This window comes from Bacillus cereus group sp. TH152-1LC (assembly GCF_027710505.1).
Classification (GTDB): Bacteria; Bacillota; Bacilli; order Bacillales; family Bacillaceae_G; genus Bacillus_A; species Bacillus_A mobilis.
The window spans coordinates 47,333-67,322 of the sequence record NZ_JAQFNK010000022.1 but is presented as its reverse complement, the minus strand read 5'-3'; the positions used below and the strand labels follow the sequence as shown (position 1 = coordinate 67,322).

The following is a 19,990-nucleotide window of genomic DNA, read 5'->3' as shown; positions in this document are numbered from 1 at the left end:
CGACTGTTTTAGCCACTGGAACTGGATTATAAAAAAAGTGGAAGTGGCTCGTTCAGAACGAGACGCCAATGCAAAGAATGGAAGCAACAAAGGTTTATAAAAAATAAAATTGAGAGCCAGCTTCTTTCAAAAAGAAAGGAGCGGCTTATGAAAATATGAAGGAGGAAATTTTCATGGAAAAAACAGTAGGAAATGCGGTTAAAGGCGGTAGCTTTTTAGTTGATGAGATTACGATTGATCAAGTGTTTACGCCAGAGGATTTTTCATCTGAGCATAAAATGATTGCAAAAACGACAGAGGACTTTATCGTAAATGAAGTTCTTCCAGAGCTTGAATATTTAGAGCAACACGAGTTTGATCGTTCTGTTCGTCTTTTAAAAGAAGCCGGGGAACTTGGTTTATTAGGCGCTGACGTACCAGAAGAGTACGGCGGAATTGGCCTTGATAAAGTAAGCTCAGCGTTAATCGCAGAGAAATTCTCTCGCGCTGGTGGCTTTGCAATTACTCACGGTGCTCACGTAGGTATCGGATCTTTACCAATCGTGTTATTCGGTAACGAAGAGCAAAAGAAAAAGTATTTACCATTACTTGCGACTGGTGAAAAATTAGCTGCATACGCATTAACTGAGCCAGGTTCAGGATCTGATGCATTAGGTGCAAAAACGACTGCACGTTTAAATGCAGAAGGTACACACTACGTATTAAATGGTGAAAAACAATGGATTACAAACTCTGCATTCGCTGACGTATTTATCGTATACGCAAAAATTGATGGAGAGCACTTCTCAGCATTTATCGTAGAGAAAGAATATGCTGGCGTATCTACAAGCCCAGAAGAAAAGAAAATGGGTATTAAATGTTCATCAACTCGTACGTTAATTTTAGAAGATGCATTAGTACCGAAAGAAAACTTACTTGGTGAAATCGGTAAAGGTCATATTATCGCGTTCAACATTTTAAATATCGGTCGTTATAAATTAGGTGTTGGTACAGTTGGATCTGCGAAACGTGCAGTAGAAATTTCAGCACAATATGCAAACCAACGTCAACAGTTCAAACAACCAATCGCTCGCTTCCCATTAATTCAAGAGAAACTTGCGAATATGGCAGCAAAAACATATGCAGCTGAAAGCTCTGTATATCGTACAGTAGGTTTATTTGAAAGCCGCATGAGCACATTATCTGAAGAAGAAGTAAAGGACGGTAAAGCAGTAGCAGCTTCTATCGCTGAATATGCAATCGAGTGCTCTTTAAATAAAGTATTCGGTTCTGAAGTATTAGATTATACAGTAGATGAAGGTGTTCAAATTCACGGTGGTTACGGATTTATGGCAGAGTACGAGATTGAAAGAATGTACCGCGATTCTCGTATTAACCGTATTTTCGAAGGTACGAATGAAATTAACCGCCTAATCGTACCAGGTACGTTCTTACGTAAAGCGATGAAAGGTGAATTACCACTTCTTCAAAAAGCACAAAAATTACAAGAAGAGTTAATGATGATGATGCCAGAAGAAGTAGGCGATGAGCCATTAGCACTTCAAAAATATTTAGTAACTAACGCGAAGAAAATTGGCTTAATGGTAGCTGGATTAGCTGCTCAAAAATACGGTAAAGCATTAGATAAAGAGCAAGAAATTCTTGTGAATATCGCTGACATCGTAAGCAACCTATACGCAATGGAGTCCGCTGTTCTTCGTACAGAAAAAGCGATTAAAACAACTGGTCTTGAAAAGAATAAACAAAAAGTGTTATACACTGAAGTATTCTGCCAAGAAGCATTTAACGAAATCGAAGCAGATGCGAAAGAAACACTTATCGCAGTTGAAAACGGCGACATGCTGCGCATGATGTTATCATCATTACGTAAATTAACTCGCCACACACCACTTAACGTAATTCCGAAGAAACGTGAAATCGCTGCGAAAATTTTAGAAGATGAGCGTTACACGGTTTAATAGCTGTAAAGAAAAGTAGTCGTATAAACGGCTACTTTTCTTTTTTTTTTGTAAAAATGAAATTTTTAGTGACATAAAACTAATACCATTAGTATAATAAAACTAATGGTATTAGTTTTCGTGAAAAGGGAGATGGAAATATGAGAATGATACATGAAAAAACGGTATATCAATTGTCATTTTTACCAAGAGTGTTTCCTGTGAATTGTTACTTTGTGGAGGAAGAAGATGGTTTAACTTTAATTGATGCGGCTTTGCCATATAGCGCAAAAGGTATTTTACAGGCGGCTGAGAAAATAGGAAAGCCAATTACTAAGATTGTATTAACACATGCGCATGATGATCACATCGGTGCATTAGACGTATTAAAGGAAGTACTTCCTAATGTTCCAGTTTATATTTCTAAGCGGGACGCAAAGCTGTTAGAAGGAGATACGACGTTACAAAAGGGTGAACCGAATATACCGATAAAAGGCGGTGTACCTAAAAAAGTAAAAACGGTGCCTGATGTTTTATTGGAAGATGGCGACCGAGTTGGATCGCTTCTTGCGATTATGACACCGGGACATACGCCAGGCTCCATGTCGTTTCTTGATGTACGGAATAAAGCTCTTATTGTCGGGGATGCATTCCAAACAAGAGGCGGTATGGCTGTTTCGGGACAAATGAAATTTTGGTTTCCGTTTCCTGCGATGGCAACGTGGAGCAAAGAAATATCATTACAAAGTGCAGAGAAGCTAAGTGAATATGAGCCTTCCTTGCTTGCGGTAGGACATGGGAAAATGATAAAGAATCCGGGCACTGCCATAAAACTTGCTATTAAGGAAGCGAAGCGGAATATAGAAAGTAGAAAAGAGGGTTAATTGATGTCACCGAGAATCGGACTTACATTACAGAAAATTGTCGAAACAGCGGTAGAAATTGCGGATGAGAATGGAATACAAGAAGTAACGTTAGCTTCATTAGCGCAAACATTAGGGGTACGTTCACCTTCGCTATACAATCATGTGAAAGGCTTACAAGATGTACGGAAAAATCTTGGTATTTACGGAATCAAACAGCTGCATAACAGACTGGAAGAAGCTGCTGAGGGTAAATGTACGGACGAAGCAATTCATGCTTTAGGAGAAGCGTATGTAGCATTCGTACGCAAACATCCTGGACTGTATGAAGCAACTTTTTTACGAGATGAAGAAGTAAGAAAAGCAGGTGACGGAATTGTGAAGCTTTGTCTTCAGGTTTTACAACAGTACGGCTTAGAAGGAGAGCATGCACTTCATGCGACACGTGGATTTAGAAGTATTTGTCATGGATTTGCGTCGATTGAACAGCAAGGTGGATTTGGTTTGCCGCTTGATTTAGATACAAGTTTACATGTATTATTGGAAACGTTTATTAAAGGATTACATGTAATAAAAGATTGAATAAGAAGAGAGACAGTCAGCGACCTTAGGAGAAATTCTAAGGTTTTTTAGTGCATATGATTTCAAAAGAAAAGAATACTAAAGGAGAATGAAAGAAGAAAGGTAGGAGTATTCTATGCAAAACTTAACAGAGCTTGAAGTAGAAAACTTACGTCATTTAATTGGTGGACATGCAACAATTATTAACAAGTTGGAGCAGTATGCACAGACGTGTACAGATCCAGAGTTGAAACAAATGCTACAAAAGGATGCGCAAGATGCAAGAAATACGAAACAGCAATTAATGACTTTCCTAGGATAGGAGGAAACGACAGATGAATGAAAAAGATATGGTAAATGATTATTTAGCAGGGTTAAATGCAAGTTTAACAAGTTATGCAAATTATATTTCTCAGTCTGATAATGAACAGTTACATCAAACGTTAATCCAAATTCGTAATCAAGATGAGATGCGCCAACGCAATATGTATGAGTACGCAAAGCAAAAGAGTTATTACAAACCGGCAGCACCTGCTAATCCAATGATTGTGCAGCAATTAAAAAGTCAATTAAGTGCGGAATAATGGGATGAAGAAACGAGCGAATGAAGTCGCTCGTTTTTTGTTTTGGGCATGTCAATAAATATATAATAAATATTTTTCCAGTTGTAACGAATATGACGAAAATGGAATATAACAATTCACAAAAAGGACAAAAACTTTGTTCAATATTTCACAAAGTATCCATGGTTTCTATCGTGGAAATCTCTATAATTAGGAGTGTAAAGAACAAAAGAAATAGATTATATGATCAATTAGGAGAGATTGCTATGAGACGAAATACAAGAAAAATTGCAATTATCGGTACTGGATTAGTTGGATCAAGTTGTGCATATTCTATTGTGAATCAAGGCATTTGCGAAGAATTATTATTAATTGATATAAATCATGAACGTGCAGTTGGGGAAGCGATGGATTTATCACATTGCATTAACTTTACAAATACAAGAACAAAAGTATATGCAGGAAGCTATGAAGACTGCAAAGATATGGATATCGTTATTATTACAGCGGGACCAGCACCAAAGCCTGGACAAAGTCGCTTAGATACTTTAGGAGCGAGTGCGAAGATTATGGAAAGTATTGTTGGCGGTGTAATGGAAAGTGGATTTGACGGTATTTTCTTACTTGCATCGAACCCAGTTGATATTATTACATATCAAGTGTGGAAATTATCTGGATTACCTAGAAATCGTGTGATCGGTACTGGTACATCACTAGATTCTTCTCGCTTACGAACAATTTTATCTGAAATGTTACATGTAGATCCTCGTAGTATTCATGGGTATTCATTAGGAGAACATGGTGATTCCCAAATGGTTGCTTGGTCCCACGTAACTGTTGGTGGAAAGCCAATTCTACAAATTTTAGAGGAACAAAAAGAACGATTTGGTGAAATAGATTTAGATGAAATTGTTGAGAAGACTGCAAAAGCTGGATGGGAAATTTATAAGCGTAAAGGAACTACTTATTACGGAATCGGAAACTCTCTAGCATATATTGCGAGTTCAATCTTTAACGATGATCACCGTGTCATTGCTGTATCGGCCATTTTAGATGGAGAGTACGGTGAATATGATATTTGTACAGGAGTGCCAGCTATTATTACTAGAGATGGTATGAAAGAAGTTGTAGAACTAAACTTAACAGAGGATGAAGAATCTCGATTCGCAAAATCAAACGATATTTTACGTGATTATATGAAAACAATTGGTTACTAACTTATAGGAGAAGGTGAAACAAATGAAGGAATATATAATGTCTCGTGTATTTAAAGCGTCAGCTGGAATCGCGCAAGGTATTTTCGTATCCCTTGGAATTGGTTTACTAATCGAAAATATAGGAAGAATTGTTGATATTCCGTTGCTTATTACAATCGGAGTTGTTGCAAAATCACTTATGGCACCAGCGATTGGTGCCGGAATTGCTTTTATGCTCGGTGCAAACGGTCTTGTAATCTTCTCGGCTATGGTAGCTGGAGCGATTGGTGCCGGATCTATTTCAATTACTGAAGCAGGTCTAATCATTAAAACAGGTGAGCCAATCGGTGCATTATTAACAGCGACTTTAGCTGTATATATTGGTAAACGATTAAGTGGAAAAACTGCATTAGATATGATGCTCGTTCCATTTGCGGCAATATTAGGTTCTGGTTTAGTAGGCATTTGGTTAGCACAAAATATTAGTCCGGTTTTAAATGCAGTTGGAGCATTCATTAAAGATAGTTCAGCTGGTAGCCCGTTTATCGCTTCTATCGTCATTGCAGTCGTTTGGGGACTATTACTTATCTCTCCAGCTTCATCAGCTGCGTTAGCAATCGCCCTTAGCTTAGACGGTGTTGCAGGTGGTGCTGCTCTTGCAGGATGCGTTGCTCAGTTTATCGGATTCTCTGTAATCTCAGCGAAAGAAAACAATTTAGGTGGCATATTAGCTCAGGCACTTTGTACTCCGAAAGTACAGTTGCCAAATATCACTAAAAATCCAATGATTCTCGTCCCAACTGTCGTCGCCAGTGCTATAGTTGGTCCAGTATCAGCATTAATTTTCCAACTGGAAGCAGGAAAAGAAATTGCAGGTCTTGGATTGAGTTCTCTTATCGCACCAATTAATTTAATTTCCAGCCAAGGATGGGAAGTTGTCCCGGCGATGGTAATCACTTATATCATCATTCCAGTAGCTGTTTCGTATATACTTTACATTGCTCTTAAAAAAGCAGGTCGTATTCACTCTGGTGATATGACTGTACCGCAATCTTAAATTGAAAATTTCCTTTTATCCCGCATTTAACGGGCAGTAAGACCCCACCTCAAAATTCAGCGAAAGCAAAGAAGTTAGGTGGGTGATCAACTGCCCGTAAAAGCCCGATTGGTTCAACTAATAATCAGTGGGGGATGAACAAAACCCCCACTGATTAAAGTTTCACTTTATATAGAGAAAAGCAGACTGGAAGCCACAGTCTGCTTTTTACATTTTGTGATTTTGTTTTACTGGAACACGTACCGTTTCTTTTGCTAATAGCAGCTGTACGCCGAAGTAAAGTATGCTTGCAAGCGTCATTCCAGAAATGGCGTCTACAAATGCATGTTGCTTCGTAAATAGCGTTGATAAAATAATAAGCGTACCGAAGAAGGTAAGAATGTAATATTCAAAAGCATGTTCTTCTCTACGTTTAAAGGCAGCTAGCATAATGACAAAGGTAGTAAGAACGTGAATGCTAGGGAAACAATTTACCGGTTGATCGATACTATAAATATAGCGGACTAGTTCGGAAAATACGTCTGATCCAACGACTGTTGGGCGTGGTACAGTTGTCTGCCAAAAATAATAAATAGAAAAACAAGCAAGTTTTCCAAGAATGATACTACTTAAAGTGACATAATATTGTTTTCGATCTGCAAAGCAATAATAAATAAGTGCGCCGTATAAGTAAGGAAACCAAAGTAAATAAGGAATAATAAATGCTTTTACAAATGGAATCCAATTATCTACTACAGTTGTGACATCTACTGCGTGTACAGTAGATTTATTTAATACATCGTAAAGGGGACTTACGAGTACGAGTAGAAGTATATAACTTAACGGAAGAAAAGATGAAAGTTTAAATTTCTTCATGATAATCTCCTATGTTTAGTAATGTAAGTAAATTCAATTGATTATAATATAGAAACACAATTTGAGCTATCGATTTTACTTACATTTTCTTGAATGAACCTTACGTTTTTGTCACTTGACTGAAAAGAAGGGGAGGGTGCTAAATGAAGCGTTTATCGTATTTCTTATTTTTTATATTGATATGCCTAGTGAGCGCTGGGTGTGCAAAGGATAAAGAAGGAGAAAAATTAGAATATAACGGAAGAGCACTCGTAATTGGAGTTGTTGGAGAGAAGCCGAAAGATACATTTAGGAATATAAAGTTTGAGGAAATAAAGTTAGAGGAACTGGAAAAGAAATCTAAGGAAGTGGATGGTTTTCTCATAATGAAAGATCACTTTCAAGAAGCCTCAACAGAACAGTATAAAAATGTATTTTCGTCGCTAAAGAAACCAGTGTTTTTTATCGGTTTGCAAGATAAATCATATTCAACGTTTATTACAAAAGGGATAGAGTATAACAGTGCACGAAAAGATGTAAATGCTATGTATACACAAGGCTTTGCAAATATCGGAAGTGGTGAAGGACAACAATGGGCAGTTGGTTTATCAAATGGTGGAAATACTGAAGAAAGTATTCATAATATGTATATCGTCGTATTTCAAACAATTGCAGATTATTTGAATAGATGATGAAGAAGCCTGTATAAGAGGCTTCTTATTTTTTATGCAGAAGCACAGATAAAAATATGATTGAGAAGTTCACGCAAGCTTTACAACGTATGCGAGATGTAATGATACCGATTTATAATTTTATATCAGCTATTTTAATATTCATTGCTTATTACTCCTTTTTATTTTTTATATGGTACTCTAACAAGGGGATTGTCAACATTCATCACGTTATTTACTCGGTCATAGGTACATTTTTTCTTTAAGAAAGAAAAAATGTAAATAAGGGGATATTTATTGTGAGGACAAGGGGGAATGATGTTGAAAACTATTAAAAATACATTATTATTTGTTCTATGTTTGGTGGTTCTTAGTGGTTGTTTTACAAGAGAGGGAACGATTGTTGGTGGTAAGGTTCATGGAGGTTCAAATAGTATCGATGGAAATTATAAAAGTTTCACAGGTTTTGCAACTCAAGATATGGATGTAAAAAAAGGTGAAAGCTGGATATTTACTTTTGATGATAAAACTAAGCAAGGAACCATAAAGGCTTATGTTTTAGATTCAAATGATAATACAATACTGGAAGTTACTAGTGGAAACAGTAAAAATAATATTAAAGTGTCTAAAGATGATACATATAAAGTTAAAATTGTAACAGAAGAACATGGTGGAGAATTTGAAATATCATGGAAAAAAGAAAAGTAGTTAAGTTAATGAGTATCGGGCTATTATTATGTTCTTAGGATTCGAATATCTTCCAAAGAGATGGGGAAAAAGGAAAGTTTCAGAAAAGTTTCTGCAAGCAAAATTTGCTGATGAAGGAAAAGGGATTTTGATTATTACTTATGCTATAGATTTATATGTAATATCTATTCCTTTAAAAGTAAAGAAATATAATTCACTTTAATTTTTATTGAATATAGAAGTGATTATGCTATGAAATTCATGTTTATTCATAGCTTTTTCTTTGAGGAAATTTCTTATCTGTTGGTTCTATCGCATCCGTTGTATTGTTATGCGGCGGGCTATTAATTATGGTTGGTAACCAGGGACTGGGATTTTCCCTTATTACATAATGGTTCAACTAATTCTGTTATTTATGCGATTATTTGTTGGATTGCTAAAGCTATTTTGCCCTACCTTAGTAGGGCCTTTTTATTAACAGTAATTCCTCAATATGCAAGGAATATGCAAATATGCATATTGTATTTATTTGGGTATTTTTGTATGTTAAAATTAAATATAGGGATTTTTGTATATAACGAACTAAAATCAAAAATATCCAATTAATTTTGAGAGGTGTTACATGTTTACAAATAAGAAATTAATTCGATTTGGTCTAACATTACTAGTATGTTTATATGTAATTGATTTTACAATTAGTTATTTTCAAACATATCTTGAATCAGCGGCAGGTATTAAATGGGTAGTCTCAGAAACTTGGAGAGCTATTTTGTTAGATGCCCCTGAAAGTATATTGGTTATTTTAGGCGCAATTGCTTTATATGATTTCACAAAAGAAACATCCATTTAAATGCGTCTTTTTTCTTTGCAGTAATTTCTTCAATATCATGGAATACTCTCATTATTACGGCCGAAATCGTTAGTTCTTTTCATCTGTAGTACGCCTTTGTCATGTAAAGTGTTTCCGGATTTTGTGACTATAGGATGAAGTGGTTAAATAAACGTTTGTTTAAGATATATGTTCGGTAGGAAGAAACTGATATAGCTCAAGGGTTAATGAAGGAAAATGGGGAATTAATCAAACGTTTGTTTAAGGTGCATGTTCGGTAGGAAGAAACTGATATAGCTCAAGGGTTAATGAAGGAAAATGGGGAATTAATCAAACGTTTGTTTAAGATATATGTTCGGCGAGTGATAAGAGAAGAATCAAAAAAATTTATATATTTATTTTTTCTTAACAAATGGCGGAAAAATAAGAAAAATTTGCAGGATTATTAAAAATTATCACGAAATAAGTAAAAGTTTAGCGAATAATCGTTTGAAATAATAAAACGTTTTCTATATGATAAAGGTAAAGGTTAGTAAAAAAGTAGGTGAATTTATGACAGTAACATTTTATTCATATCCAAAGTGTGGCACATGTCAAAAAGCGAAGAAATGGTTTGAGGCAAACGATGTAGCATATGAGATGATTCATATTGTTGAAAATCCACCGTCAAAAGAAGATTTACGTAATTTACATGAAAAAAGTGAATTACCATTAAAAAAATTCTTTAATACAAGTGGAATGCGTTACCGCGAACTTGGTCTGAAAGATAAGTTAAAGGATGCAAGTGAAGACGCAATGTACGAGCTTTTAGCATCTGATGGCATGTTGATTAAACGTCCAATCGTAACAAATGGAACGAATGTAACACTTGGTTTTAACGAAGAGCAGTTTGAAAGTGTGTGGAAAAAGTACCAATAAGGTATTTTTACATAATTAATACATTCACTGGAGGTACAGTCATGAGCATTCCAAATAATTTACGTTACTCTGAAGAACACGAATGGGTAAAAACTGAAGGTAATGAAGTTGTTATCGGTATTACTCACTTTGCACAAGGTGAGCTAGGCGATATCGTATTCGTTGAACTTCCTGAAGTAGGTGCAACAATCGAAGCTGACGAGCCATTCGGAAGCGTAGAATCTGTTAAAACAGTTTCTGAGTTATACGCACCTGTAAGTGGTAAAGTTGTAGCAGTAAACGAAGAATTAAGTGACCAACCAGAACTTGTTAACGAATCTCCATACGAGGGTGCATGGATGGTTAAAGTTGAACTTTCTGATGCAAGCCAAGTTGAGAAGTTATTAACTGCTGAAAAATATGCAGAAATGACAAACCAAGACTAATTATAGTCGACTAAAGGACAGCCTTTGTGCTGTCCTTTTTTATTTTGTGTAAAATAATGAATGTAGAATCATATACTAATTATTGTGTAGGAGAACGTTTTTTGAAAAAACTTTTTCGTTTAAGTTTTTATTGTCTAGCTCCATCTCGTGGCTAAAGAGTCGGTCATTTCACTCTTGAACTTGAGGCAAAAAGCGCCTCTAGTTCAAGCGTTCCAATGCCCTCTTGTTCTGAACGAGCCGGTTCCGCTTTTCTTTATTGTCCAGCTCCAGCGGCTAGATTGCTCGGTGGCTTCGCTTCTTCCTACAAGGCAAAAAGCGCCTTTACGTCAGAAGCTCCATCCCCCTCACAATCTGAGCGAGCCGCTTCTGCTTTTCTTTTGCAAAAATAAACAGGAAACAACATGAAAATAACGAATATACTATATACTAAGTTAAAGGTTGTATAGTATATGGTGATCGGGTGATGACATATGATTTATGTGGAAAAAGTCATTATTGTAGAAGGTAAATCAGATAGAAGAAAGATTGAATCTATTATTCGTGAACCGGTGGAAATTGTTTGTACAAATGGTACAATTGGTTTGTCGAAAATGGATGAGCTCATTGATCAGTTTTTTGATAAGGAAGTGTATGTACTAGTGGATGCTGATGATGCTGGAGAAAAGTTAAGGAAACAGTTTCGAAAAGAATTTCCGCAAGCAGAGCATATTTATATTGATCGCTCGTACCGAGAAGTGGCAACTGCGCCATCTTCACACTTAGCAAATGTATTATGGGGAGCTGACATTGACGTTTATACAGAATATTTACGGTAAGGAATGATAGAAGTGATTGACTGGACAGGAGCCGAAGCAACAGCCCTAATAGAGAACGAAGAAAAAACAGTGTTATATGTATATACTCCAATGTGTGGAACATGCCAATTAGCAAAAAAGATGTTAACAGTCGTTGAGATGACAATTGGAGACCTCCAAATTGGAATGTTAGATTTAAATTATGCTCCGCATTTAGCGAAAGAGTATGGAATCGAAAGTGTACCGTGTTTACTTGTTTTTGAAAATGGGACACTCATGAAGAAGATATATGCATTTCATTCGGTTGAATATTTATATACGGAATTAAAGTAGGCGGCAAAGTTTTTGCCGCCTCGACATATTTCTCGGGAAATATGTCGAGATGCAGTGTGGTTACAGTATTTGTCGAGCGAAAGTAACAGGATTGCTCTTTAGTGAGAGGGAATGGTATGTGTAATAGAAAGTGATATGAAGGATGTGATTTAGGATGAAATTATATTCTTTGCTGCAATCATTTGTAAATTACGCTAATGGTCAATATCATTTAGAGCCGCTTTTAAGACAAGGAGAAAAAACTGTTAATTTCCGCTTTGGAGATGAAAGTTGTTCGCTACAAATTTCAAGGGATTATATAGAGCTGCTACATGAGGAAAGAGGAACGGAGCAAATCGTTTGTGTAGATGAAGAAGATGTAAAACAATTGGTGAACGGCAATGTAAGGTTGCAAATGTTAATGAACGATGGACGTGTACACTATTCGGGAACGTACCGAACGATGCTATTAGTCGAATCGATGTTTCATATATGTAAACCGATGTCAGTAGGTGCTTAAAATTCTGAAGGTTCATTTTTTGCGAAAATTTCTGTTGACATGGTGTGTGGATATTGATACAATTCAATTCATAAAATATAGACAATTTCATAAATTACAAATCAGACGAAAATGTAATCTGATTTCTCTTATCAAGAGAGGTGGAGGGACTGTGCCCTGTGAAGCCCGGCAACCGTCAACTTATGTTGAAATGGTGCCAATTCCTGCAAAGCAAATGCTTTGAGAGATGAGAGAGAGGGATAATGTTGTTATATACGCATATAAACCTTTCTGCTTCTCTAAAGCGGAAAGGTTTTTTTATTGTTTGAATGTGGAGGACATTCAAATAATAAAAGTAGTGATAACGGTGGACTACACGCATTAAACATAAAAAATTGCGGAGTCGAACCAAACAAAAAAGGGGTGATACACCATGATTCTATTAGAGAATGTAAAGAAAATATATAAAGCAAAAAGCGGTGATGTCACTGCTGTAGATAATGCCAATTTAAAAATAGACAAAGGCGAAATATTTGGTGTTATCGGATATAGTGGCGCTGGGAAAAGTTCGTTAATCAGATTATTCAATCAGCTAGAGAAACCAACTTCAGGCCAAATTACAATTGCAAATCGTGTGATTTCAGCTATTACAGGAAGTGAACTTCGTAAGGCAAGGCAAGAAATCGGAATGATTTTTCAGCATTTCAACTTACTTTGGTCACGAACTGTACGTGAAAATATCGAATTCCCACTTGAAATTGCAGGTGTTGATAAGGCGAAGAGAAGAAAACGCGTAGATGAGTTAATTCATCTTGTTGGATTAGAAGGAAGAGGAGATGCATATCCATCTCAGCTGAGTGGAGGACAAAAGCAACGCGTTGGTATTGCAAGAGCATTAGCTAACAACCCACAAGTGCTTTTATGTGATGAAGCAACATCAGCTCTTGATCCAGAAACGACAGATCAAATTTTAGATTTATTATTAGATATTAATAAGCGTCTCGGTTTAACAATTGTACTCATTACACACGAGATGCACGTGATTCGAAAGATTTGTAATCGAGTGGCGGTAATGGAGAAAGGAAAGATTGTAGAAACGGGTCCAGTGCTTGATGTATTCCGCAATCCGCAGAAAGACATTACGAAACGATTTGTACAGCAGTTAACGGATTCTGAAGATACAAATGAAACGATTGAAAGCTTAATTGAAAAGTATCCAGATGGTAAAGTCGTTCGTTTGCAGTTTATCGGTGAAGCTGTAGAAAGACCAGTACTTCAAAGGTTAATGCAACGCAGTGATATAGAAGTTAGCATTTTGCAAGGAAATATCGCCCAAACAAATAACGGCTCTTACGGTACTTTAGTTGTTCATTTAAATGGTGAGGAAACAGCGATTCAGCAAGCAATAGAGGGAATACATCAAGATCAAGTAGAGCTGGAGGTGATTGCACATGGATAAGTTACTCACAAATGTTGATTGGAATCAAATGTTAGAAGCAACTGGTGAAACGTTATATATGACGGCAATCGCAGCTCTTGCTACATTTGTTTTAGGACTAATTTTAGGATTGTTACTCTTTATGACAGCGAAAGATAATTTATGGGAAAACAAAGCGGTTAACACGGCGATTGGAGCGTTCGTAAACATTTTCCGTTCGATACCGTTCATCATTTTAATCATTTTATTAATCCCATTCACAAAGATTTTGCTTGGAACAATTCTTGGAGCGAGTGCAGCACTGCCGGCTTTAATTATTGGAGCGGCACCATTCTACGCGAGAATGGTTGAAATTGCACTTCGTGAAATTGATAAAGGTGTAATTGAAGCTTCAAAAGCAATGGGAGCAAAAACAAGCACAATTATTTTGAAAGTGTTAATTCCAGAATCGTTACCAGCGTTAGTATCTGGTATTACGGTTACGACAATTGCTTTAGTAGGCTATACAGCAATGGCGGGAGTTGTTGGTGCTGGTGGTCTTGGAACACTTGCATATTTAGAAGGATTCCAACGAGGAAATAACGATGTAACAATCGTTGCGACAATTTGTGTATTACTAGTTGTATTTTTCATTCAGTGGATTGGTGATCGTGTAACGGTTCGAATAGATAAACGATAATAAAAAACGGGAGGATGTTTCAAATGAAAAAACTATTACTTACAGCACTTATTTCAACTTCAATTTTTGGGTTAGCTGCTTGTGGCGGGAAAGATAAAGATGAAAAGAAACTTGTTGTTGGTGCTTCTAACGTACCGCACGCTGAAATTTTAGAAAAGGCAAAACCGTTACTTGAGAAAAAAGGAATTGAATTAGAAGTGAAAAAGTTCCAAGATTACGTGTTGCCAAATAAATCGTTAGCGGATAAGGAGTTGGATGCAAACTACTTCCAGCACATTCCGTATTTAGAAAAAGAAATTAAAGATAAAAAATATGACTTTGAAATAGCAGGGAAAATTCATTTAGAACCAATTGGTGTATACTCTCAAAAATATAAGAGTTTAAAAGAACTTCCAGACGGAGCGACAATTATTATGAGTAATTCCGTTACTGACCATGGACGTGGTTTAGCAATTTTACAAAAAGGAGGCATTTTAAAAATTAAAGATGGAGTAGATCCAGTTAGTGCAACTCCAAAAGATATTGCAGATAATCCGAAACACTTAAAATTCAAAACAGATATCGAGCCTGGTTTGTTGCCACAAGTGTATAACAATAAAGAAGGCGATGCTGTTTTAATTAACTCGAACTATGCGATTGATGCGAAATTAAACCCAGAAAAAGATGCAATTGCAATTGAAGGCGATGATTCTCCATACGCAAACGTAGTAGCTGTTCGTAAAGGTGATAAAGATAAAAAAGCGATTAAGGAGCTTGTAGAAGTATTACATTCTAAAGAAATCGAAGACTTTATTACTAAAGAATATAAAGGAGCGGTTGTTCCTGTAAAAGAATAATTGCTGAAAAAGGGCTGGTGTATGCCGGCTCTTTTTATAACTACATAACTATAGGAGAGAAGGGGACATCATATGAAAAAGGTTCTACTGTCAGTTGTTACAGCGCTGTCTGTATTTACATTAGCTGCTTGCGGAGGGAAAGAAGAGAATAAGCTTGTTGTGGGAGCTTCTAACGTGCCGCACGCTGTTATTTTAGAAAAGGCACAGCCGATATTAGAGAAAAAGGGTATTAAATTAGAAATTAAAAAATTCCAAGATTATGTGTTGCCGAATAAAGCGTTAGCGGATAAGGAAATTGATGCGAACTACTTCCAGCACATTCCTTACTTAGATAAAGAAATTCAAGAAAAGGGATATAAAATTGTAAACGCAGGAAAAATCCATTTAGAGCCAATGGGCATTTATTCTAAGAAATATAAAAGCTTAAAAGAACTTCCAGATGGCGGAACAGTTATTATGAGTAATAACGTAGCGGAGCGTGGCCGTATGCTCGCATTGTTACAAAAAGGCGGCGTTATTAAATTAAAAGATGGCGTAGATGTTGTTAAGGCAACAGTAAAGGATGTTGTAGAAAACCCGAAAAACTTAAAGTTTAAAACAGATGTAGAGCCTGGATTGTCACCAAAGCTGTATGAAAATAATGAAGGCGATGCTTTATTTATTAATTCAAACTACGCAATTGATGCAAAATTAAATCCAACAAAGGATGCAATTGCGATTGAAGGATCAGACTCTCCTTATGCAAATATTATTGCAGTTCGTAAAGGTGACGAGAAGAAAAAAGAAATTAAAGAGTTAGTAGAAGTATTGCATTCAAAAGAAATTCAAGACTTTATTAATAAAGAATATAAAGGTGCTGTGCTTCCGGTAAGTGAATAAACACAAGGAAAGGACTGGAAAATTTCCAGTCCTTTTTTCTTTATATAAATAAGAAGAAAGGTGTATTATATAAGGATGCAAGGGAAATACTTATATACATTTGTGAAAAAATTGTTACTTTTTTTCGTCGTTTGCGATATCATTTTATTTGATATAAGATTAGAATGAGAATAAAATGAGAATATGAACGTTTTAGGAATTTTTAAAATGTATATATAGGATTAATGGAGGTATTGAGATGGCTGGTTCTACATTAACGGTTAAAGACTTACAGGTATCAATTGATGGCAAAGAAATTTTAAAAGGTGTAAACCTTGAAGTAAAAGGTGGAGAAATCCACGCAATTATGGGACCTAACGGAACAGGTAAATCAACTTTATCTTCTGCGATTATGGGTCACCCAAAGTATGAAGTAACAGAAGGTAGCATCATCATCGACGGTGAAGATGTATTAGAAATGGAAGTAGACGAGCGCGCACAAGCAGGTCTATTCCTAGCAATGCAATATCCAAGTGAAATTAGCGGAGTAACAAACGCTGACTTCTTACGTTCTGCAATTAACGCACGTCGTGAAGAAGGCGATGAAATTTCTCTTATGAAATTTATCCGTACATTAGATAAAAACATGGAATTCCTAGAAATGGATCCAGAAATGGCACAACGTTACTTAAACGAAGGTTTCTCTGGTGGAGAGAAAAAACGTAACGAAATTCTTCAATTAATGATGATTGAGCCAAAAATCGCAATCTTAGATGAAATCGACTCAGGTCTTGATATCGATGCATTAAAAGTTGTATCTAAAGGTATTAACCAAATGCGTGGCGAAGAGTTCGGTTGCCTAATGATTACGCATTACCAACGTTTATTAAACTACATCACTCCAGACTTCGTTCACGTTATGATGAACGGTCGTATCGTTAAATCTGGTGGCCCTGAGCTTGCACAACGTCTAGAAGCTGAAGGTTATGACTGGATTAAAAAAGAATTAGGTATTGAAGACGAAACAACAGAGCAAGAAGCGTAAGAGAGGAGCATAAACATGACAATCGGTACATTACCTTTCGATCAAGAAACAATCCGTCAACGCGCAAGCGAAGTAAACGAAGCTGCTTGGTTGACTGAGTTCCGCTTACAAGCTCTTGCACAAGCAACTGAACTTCCAATGCCAACGCCTGATAAAACGAAAATTGAGAAATGGGACTTTATCGGAAAAGGCGACGCTGCTAAGCAAGAGCCTGTAAGTTCTTTAACAGAGCTTCCAGAGGCAGTGAAAAACTTAATCGATGAAAATAACAGCGTATTAGTACAACGTACTGGTACAACTGCGTTCGTTTCTTTAGCAGACGAAGCAAAAGAAAAAGGTGTTATTTTTACAGATATCGTAACAGCTGCAACAGAGCATGCTGAACTATTACAAAAGTATTTAATGAAAGACGGCGTGAAGGTAGACGAGCATCGTTTAACTGCACTTCATGCTGCATTAATCAACGGCGGTGCATTCGTATATGTTCCGAAAAACGTTGTTCTTGAAACTCCACTTCAAGCTGTATTCTTAGTAGACGGCGAAGAAGCTAACGTATATAACCACGTATTATTCGTAGCTGATGCGAACAGTACTGCAACTTATGTAGAAAACTACGTTGCAAATGAAAATGCTAAAGGTATTGCAAATATCGTAGCAGAAGTAATTGTGGAACAAGGCGCACAAGTGAAATTCGGTGCGGTTGATCTATTAGCGAAAGACGTAACAACTTACGTTAACCGCCGCGGTGTTGTAGGACGCGACGGCCGCATTGATTGGGCTCTAGGCCTTATGAATGACGGAAACACAATTTCAGAGAACGTTACAAACTTAATGGGCGACGGTTCATATGCTGATACGAAAACAGTAACAATTGGCCGTGGTAACCAAACGCAAAACTTTACAACTAAAGTTGTTCACTTCGGTAAACACTCTGAAGGTTGGATTTTAAAACACGGTGTACAAAAAGATAGTGCAACATCTATCTTTAACGGAATTGGTAAGATTGAACACGGTGCATCTAAATCAAATGCACAACAATCTTCTCGCGTTCTTATGTTAGATGAAAAAGCACGCGGTGATGCAAACCCAATTCTTTTAATCGACGAAGATGATGTAATGGCAGGTCACGCAGCTTCAGTAGGCCGCGTAGATCCGTACCAATTATACTACTTGATGAGCCGTGGTATTCCAAAACGCGAAGCAGAACGTTTAGTCATCCATGGATTCTTAGCACCTGTAGTAAATGAGCTTCCAATTGAAGGAGTAAAAGCACAGCTTGTTGAGGTAATTGAAAGGAAAGTTCGCTAATGAATATTCATGAAATACGCAAACAGTTTCCAATTCTTGATCAAAAAGTGAACGGCAAACAACTTGTATATTTCGATAGTGCAGCAACTTCTCAAAAACCAATTCAAGTCATTGAAACGTTAGAACGTTACTATAAAGAATATAATTCTAACGTGCATCGCGGTGTTCATACGCTCGGTACGAAAGCTACCGACGCGTATGAAGGTGCACGCGAGAAAGTTCGCAAGTTTATTAATGCGAAATCAATGGAAGAGATTATTTTCACGCGCGGAACGACAACTGCATTAAATACAGTAGCGGCTAGCTATGGTCTTGAAAATGTAAAAGAAGGCGATGAAATCGTTATTTCTTACATGGAGCACCATAGTAACATCATTCCGTGGCAACAAGTTGCGAAGAAAACTGGTGCAACTTTAAAATACCTTCCGCTTCAACCAGACGGTACAATTTCTTTAGAAGATGTTCGTCAAACAGTTACATCGAATACAAAAATCGTTTCTATTATGCAAGTTTCAAACGTGCTTGGAACGATTAACCCTGTAAAAGAAATCGGAGCAATCGCACACGAAAACGGCGCAATTATGGTCGTTGACGGTGCACAAAGTACACCTCATATGAAAGTGGATGTACAAGATTTGAACTGTGATTTCTATGCATTATCTGCTCATAAGATGTGCGGACCTACAGGTATCGGCGTATTATATGGTAAAAAAGAATTGCTGAACAATATGGAGCCAATTGAATTTGGCGGTGAAATGATTGATTTCGTAGATTTACAAGAATCTACTTGGAAAGAGCTTCCGTGGAAGTTTGAAGCAGGTACACCGATTATCGGTAATGCAATTGGACTTGGAGCGGCAATTGATTTCCTACAAGAAATCGGTCTTGATAATATTGAAAAGCATGAACATGAATTAGCGCAATATGCTTTAGAAAGACTATCAGAAGTAGATGGCGTTACAATTTATGGTCCAAAGCATCGCGCTGGTCTTGTTACATTTAATATTGAAGACGTACATCCTCACGATGTAGCGACAGTATTAGATGTAGAAGGCATTGCGGTTCGCGCAGGACACCACTGTGCACAACCGCTTATGAAGTGGCTGAAAGCTTCTTCTACAGCACGTGCGAGCTTCTATTTATATAATACAAAAGAAGAAATTGATACATTTGTTGAATCGCTAATCAAGACAAAGGAGTATTTCACAAATGTCATTTAATAATTTAGATACGTTATATCGTCAAGTTATTATGGATCATTATAAGAATCCTCGTAACAATGGCGTGTTAGAAGATAGTGTTACAGTTAACTTGAACAATCCAACTTGCGGCGATCGTATTCAACTTACGATGAAAGTAGAAGAAGGTATTGTGCAAGAAGCGAAGTTTGAAGGAGAAGGATGTTCCATCTCAATGTCTTCAGCTTCAATGATGACACAAGCAGTAAAAGGTAAGAAAATTGAAGAGGCACTTCAGCTTTCTAAAATTTTCTCTGACATGATGCTAGGAAAAGAGTACGATGACAGCATTGATTTAGGAGATATTGAAGCATTACAAGGCGTATGCAAGTTCCCGGCACGTATTAAATGTGCAACATTAGCGTGGAAAGCGTTAGAAAAGGGCTTAAACGAAGATAAGTAATGTTAAAGGTTCCTAAAAACGAGGTTATCTAAGGAGGGA

General features: G+C 36.7%; 24 protein-coding genes and 1 riboswitch. Of the genes, 23 read left to right on the top strand and 1 reads right to left on the bottom strand.

What is annotated here, in order from left to right:
• Nucleotides 1-173 precede the first annotated feature (173 nt).
• From PDL00_RS28885 to PDL00_RS28855, 7 genes are all read left to right on the top strand, one after another.
• Nucleotides 174-1,958, top strand: a complete 1,785-nt coding sequence (locus PDL00_RS28885) for an acyl-CoA dehydrogenase family protein (RefSeq protein ID WP_000416287.1) — start codon at nt 174-176, stop codon at nt 1,956-1,958.
• Between the two features lie 140 nt (nt 1,959-2,098).
• Complete coding sequence (locus PDL00_RS28880) at nt 2,099-2,821, top strand: MBL fold metallo-hydrolase (RefSeq protein ID WP_270732950.1); 723 nt, start codon at nt 2,099-2,101, stop codon at nt 2,819-2,821.
• A 3-nt stretch (nt 2,822-2,824) separates the two neighbouring features.
• Nucleotides 2,825-3,382 (top strand): TetR/AcrR family transcriptional regulator, encoded by a 558-nt coding sequence (locus PDL00_RS28875; protein WP_242257350.1) that lies wholly within the window; start codon nt 2,825-2,827, stop codon nt 3,380-3,382.
• A 115-nt stretch (nt 3,383-3,497) separates the two neighbouring features.
• Nucleotides 3,498-3,683, top strand: a complete 186-nt coding sequence (locus PDL00_RS28870; protein WP_001180553.1) for a hypothetical protein — start codon at nt 3,498-3,500, stop codon at nt 3,681-3,683.
• A 13-nt stretch (nt 3,684-3,696) separates the two neighbouring features.
• Entirely contained in the window at nt 3,697-3,945 is a 249-nt protein-coding gene (locus tag PDL00_RS28865) for a spore coat protein (RefSeq protein ID WP_001002992.1), read from the top strand.
• A gap of 245 nt (nt 3,946-4,190) precedes the next feature.
• Complete coding sequence (locus PDL00_RS28860) at nt 4,191-5,141, top strand: L-lactate dehydrogenase (protein ID WP_242257351.1); 951 nt, start codon at nt 4,191-4,193, stop codon at nt 5,139-5,141.
• 22 nt (nt 5,142-5,163) lie between these two features.
• A complete protein-coding gene (locus tag PDL00_RS28855) occupies nt 5,164-6,177 on the top strand; it encodes a PTS transporter subunit IIC (protein ID WP_000666163.1) in 1,014 nt (337 codons plus the stop codon).
• A 207-nt stretch (nt 6,178-6,384) separates the two neighbouring features.
• Here the strand turns inward: PDL00_RS28855 and PDL00_RS28850 are convergent, their stop codons facing one another.
• Nucleotides 6,385-7,032 carry a phosphatase PAP2 family protein gene (locus PDL00_RS28850; protein ID WP_242257352.1) on the bottom strand — a complete coding sequence of 216 codons (648 nt, stop codon included), beginning with the start codon at nt 7,030-7,032 and terminating at the stop codon, nt 6,385-6,387.
• A gap of 143 nt (nt 7,033-7,175) precedes the next feature.
• Between PDL00_RS28850 and PDL00_RS28845 the strand changes: the two genes are divergently transcribed.
• The 16 genes from PDL00_RS28845 to sufU all read left to right on the top strand — a co-directional run bounded on the left by PDL00_RS28845 (nt 7,176) and on the right by sufU (nt 19,951).
• On the top strand, nt 7,176-7,703 hold the full coding sequence (locus PDL00_RS28845) for a hypothetical protein (protein ID WP_270732942.1): 528 nt from the start codon (nt 7,176-7,178) through the stop codon (nt 7,701-7,703).
• A gap of 297 nt (nt 7,704-8,000) precedes the next feature.
• Nucleotides 8,001-8,390 carry a hypothetical protein gene (locus PDL00_RS28840; protein WP_270732939.1) on the top strand — a complete coding sequence of 130 codons (390 nt, stop codon included), beginning with the start codon at nt 8,001-8,003 and terminating at the stop codon, nt 8,388-8,390.
• A gap of 601 nt (nt 8,391-8,991) precedes the next feature.
• The gene (locus tag PDL00_RS28835) at nt 8,992-9,219 is read left to right on the top strand and encodes a DUF3937 family protein (RefSeq protein WP_270732936.1); all 228 of its coding nucleotides are present in this window, start codon (nt 8,992-8,994) and stop codon (nt 9,217-9,219) included.
• Between the two features lie 531 nt (nt 9,220-9,750).
• Nucleotides 9,751-10,116, top strand: coding sequence for an arsenate reductase family protein (locus PDL00_RS28830; RefSeq protein WP_270732934.1), 366 nt, complete (start codon nt 9,751-9,753; stop codon nt 10,114-10,116).
• A gap of 41 nt (nt 10,117-10,157) precedes the next feature.
• Nucleotides 10,158-10,541: a glycine cleavage system protein GcvH gene (gene gcvH, locus PDL00_RS28825; protein ID WP_000026896.1), complete on the top strand. Its 384-nt coding sequence runs from the start codon at nt 10,158-10,160 to the stop codon at nt 10,539-10,541.
• A gap of 470 nt (nt 10,542-11,011) precedes the next feature.
• Complete coding sequence (locus PDL00_RS28820) at nt 11,012-11,356, top strand: toprim domain-containing protein (RefSeq protein WP_000640866.1); 345 nt, start codon at nt 11,012-11,014, stop codon at nt 11,354-11,356.
• A 3-nt stretch (nt 11,357-11,359) separates the two neighbouring features.
• Nucleotides 11,360-11,668, top strand: coding sequence for a thioredoxin family protein (locus PDL00_RS28815; RefSeq protein WP_080467534.1), 309 nt, complete (start codon nt 11,360-11,362; stop codon nt 11,666-11,668).
• A 154-nt stretch (nt 11,669-11,822) separates the two neighbouring features.
• On the top strand, nt 11,823-12,167 hold the full coding sequence (locus tag PDL00_RS28810) for a hypothetical protein (RefSeq protein WP_242257418.1): 345 nt from the start codon (nt 11,823-11,825) through the stop codon (nt 12,165-12,167).
• 125 nt (nt 12,168-12,292) lie between these two features.
• Nucleotides 12,293-12,400: riboswitch (SAM riboswitch) on the top strand.
• Nucleotides 12,401-12,579: 179 nt separating this feature from the next.
• Nucleotides 12,580-13,605, top strand: coding sequence for a methionine ABC transporter ATP-binding protein (locus tag PDL00_RS28805; RefSeq protein ID WP_097844284.1), 1,026 nt, complete (start codon nt 12,580-12,582; stop codon nt 13,603-13,605).
• Nucleotides 13,598-14,263 (top strand): methionine ABC transporter permease, encoded by a 666-nt coding sequence (locus PDL00_RS28800; protein ID WP_061657782.1) that lies wholly within the window; start codon nt 13,598-13,600, stop codon nt 14,261-14,263. Before PDL00_RS28805 ends, PDL00_RS28800 begins: the two co-directional genes overlap by 8 nt.
• 23 nt (nt 14,264-14,286) lie before the next feature.
• Nucleotides 14,287-15,099, top strand: coding sequence for a methionine ABC transporter substrate-binding lipoprotein MetQ (metQ, locus tag PDL00_RS28795; protein ID WP_270732924.1), 813 nt, complete (start codon nt 14,287-14,289; stop codon nt 15,097-15,099).
• Between the two features lie 72 nt (nt 15,100-15,171).
• Nucleotides 15,172-15,978 (top strand): methionine ABC transporter substrate-binding lipoprotein MetQ, encoded by an 807-nt coding sequence (gene metQ / locus PDL00_RS28790; protein WP_097815410.1) that lies wholly within the window; start codon nt 15,172-15,174, stop codon nt 15,976-15,978.
• A gap of 238 nt (nt 15,979-16,216) precedes the next feature.
• Complete coding sequence (sufC, locus tag PDL00_RS28785) at nt 16,217-17,002, top strand: Fe-S cluster assembly ATPase SufC (protein WP_270732917.1); 786 nt, start codon at nt 16,217-16,219, stop codon at nt 17,000-17,002.
• A 15-nt stretch (nt 17,003-17,017) separates the two neighbouring features.
• Nucleotides 17,018-18,310: a Fe-S cluster assembly protein SufD gene (gene sufD / locus PDL00_RS28780; protein ID WP_000152177.1), complete on the top strand. Its 1,293-nt coding sequence runs from the start codon at nt 17,018-17,020 to the stop codon at nt 18,308-18,310.
• Nucleotides 18,310-19,530 carry a cysteine desulfurase SufS gene (gene sufS / locus PDL00_RS28775; protein ID WP_270732913.1) on the top strand — a complete coding sequence of 407 codons (1,221 nt, stop codon included), beginning with the start codon at nt 18,310-18,312 and terminating at the stop codon, nt 19,528-19,530. Before sufD ends, sufS begins: the two co-directional genes overlap by 1 nt.
• The gene (gene sufU / locus PDL00_RS28770) at nt 19,520-19,951 is read left to right on the top strand and encodes a Fe-S cluster assembly sulfur transfer protein SufU (RefSeq protein ID WP_000009525.1); all 432 of its coding nucleotides are present in this window, start codon (nt 19,520-19,522) and stop codon (nt 19,949-19,951) included. Before sufS ends, sufU begins: the two co-directional genes overlap by 11 nt.
• The last annotated feature ends 39 nt before the right edge of the window (nt 19,952-19,990 follow it).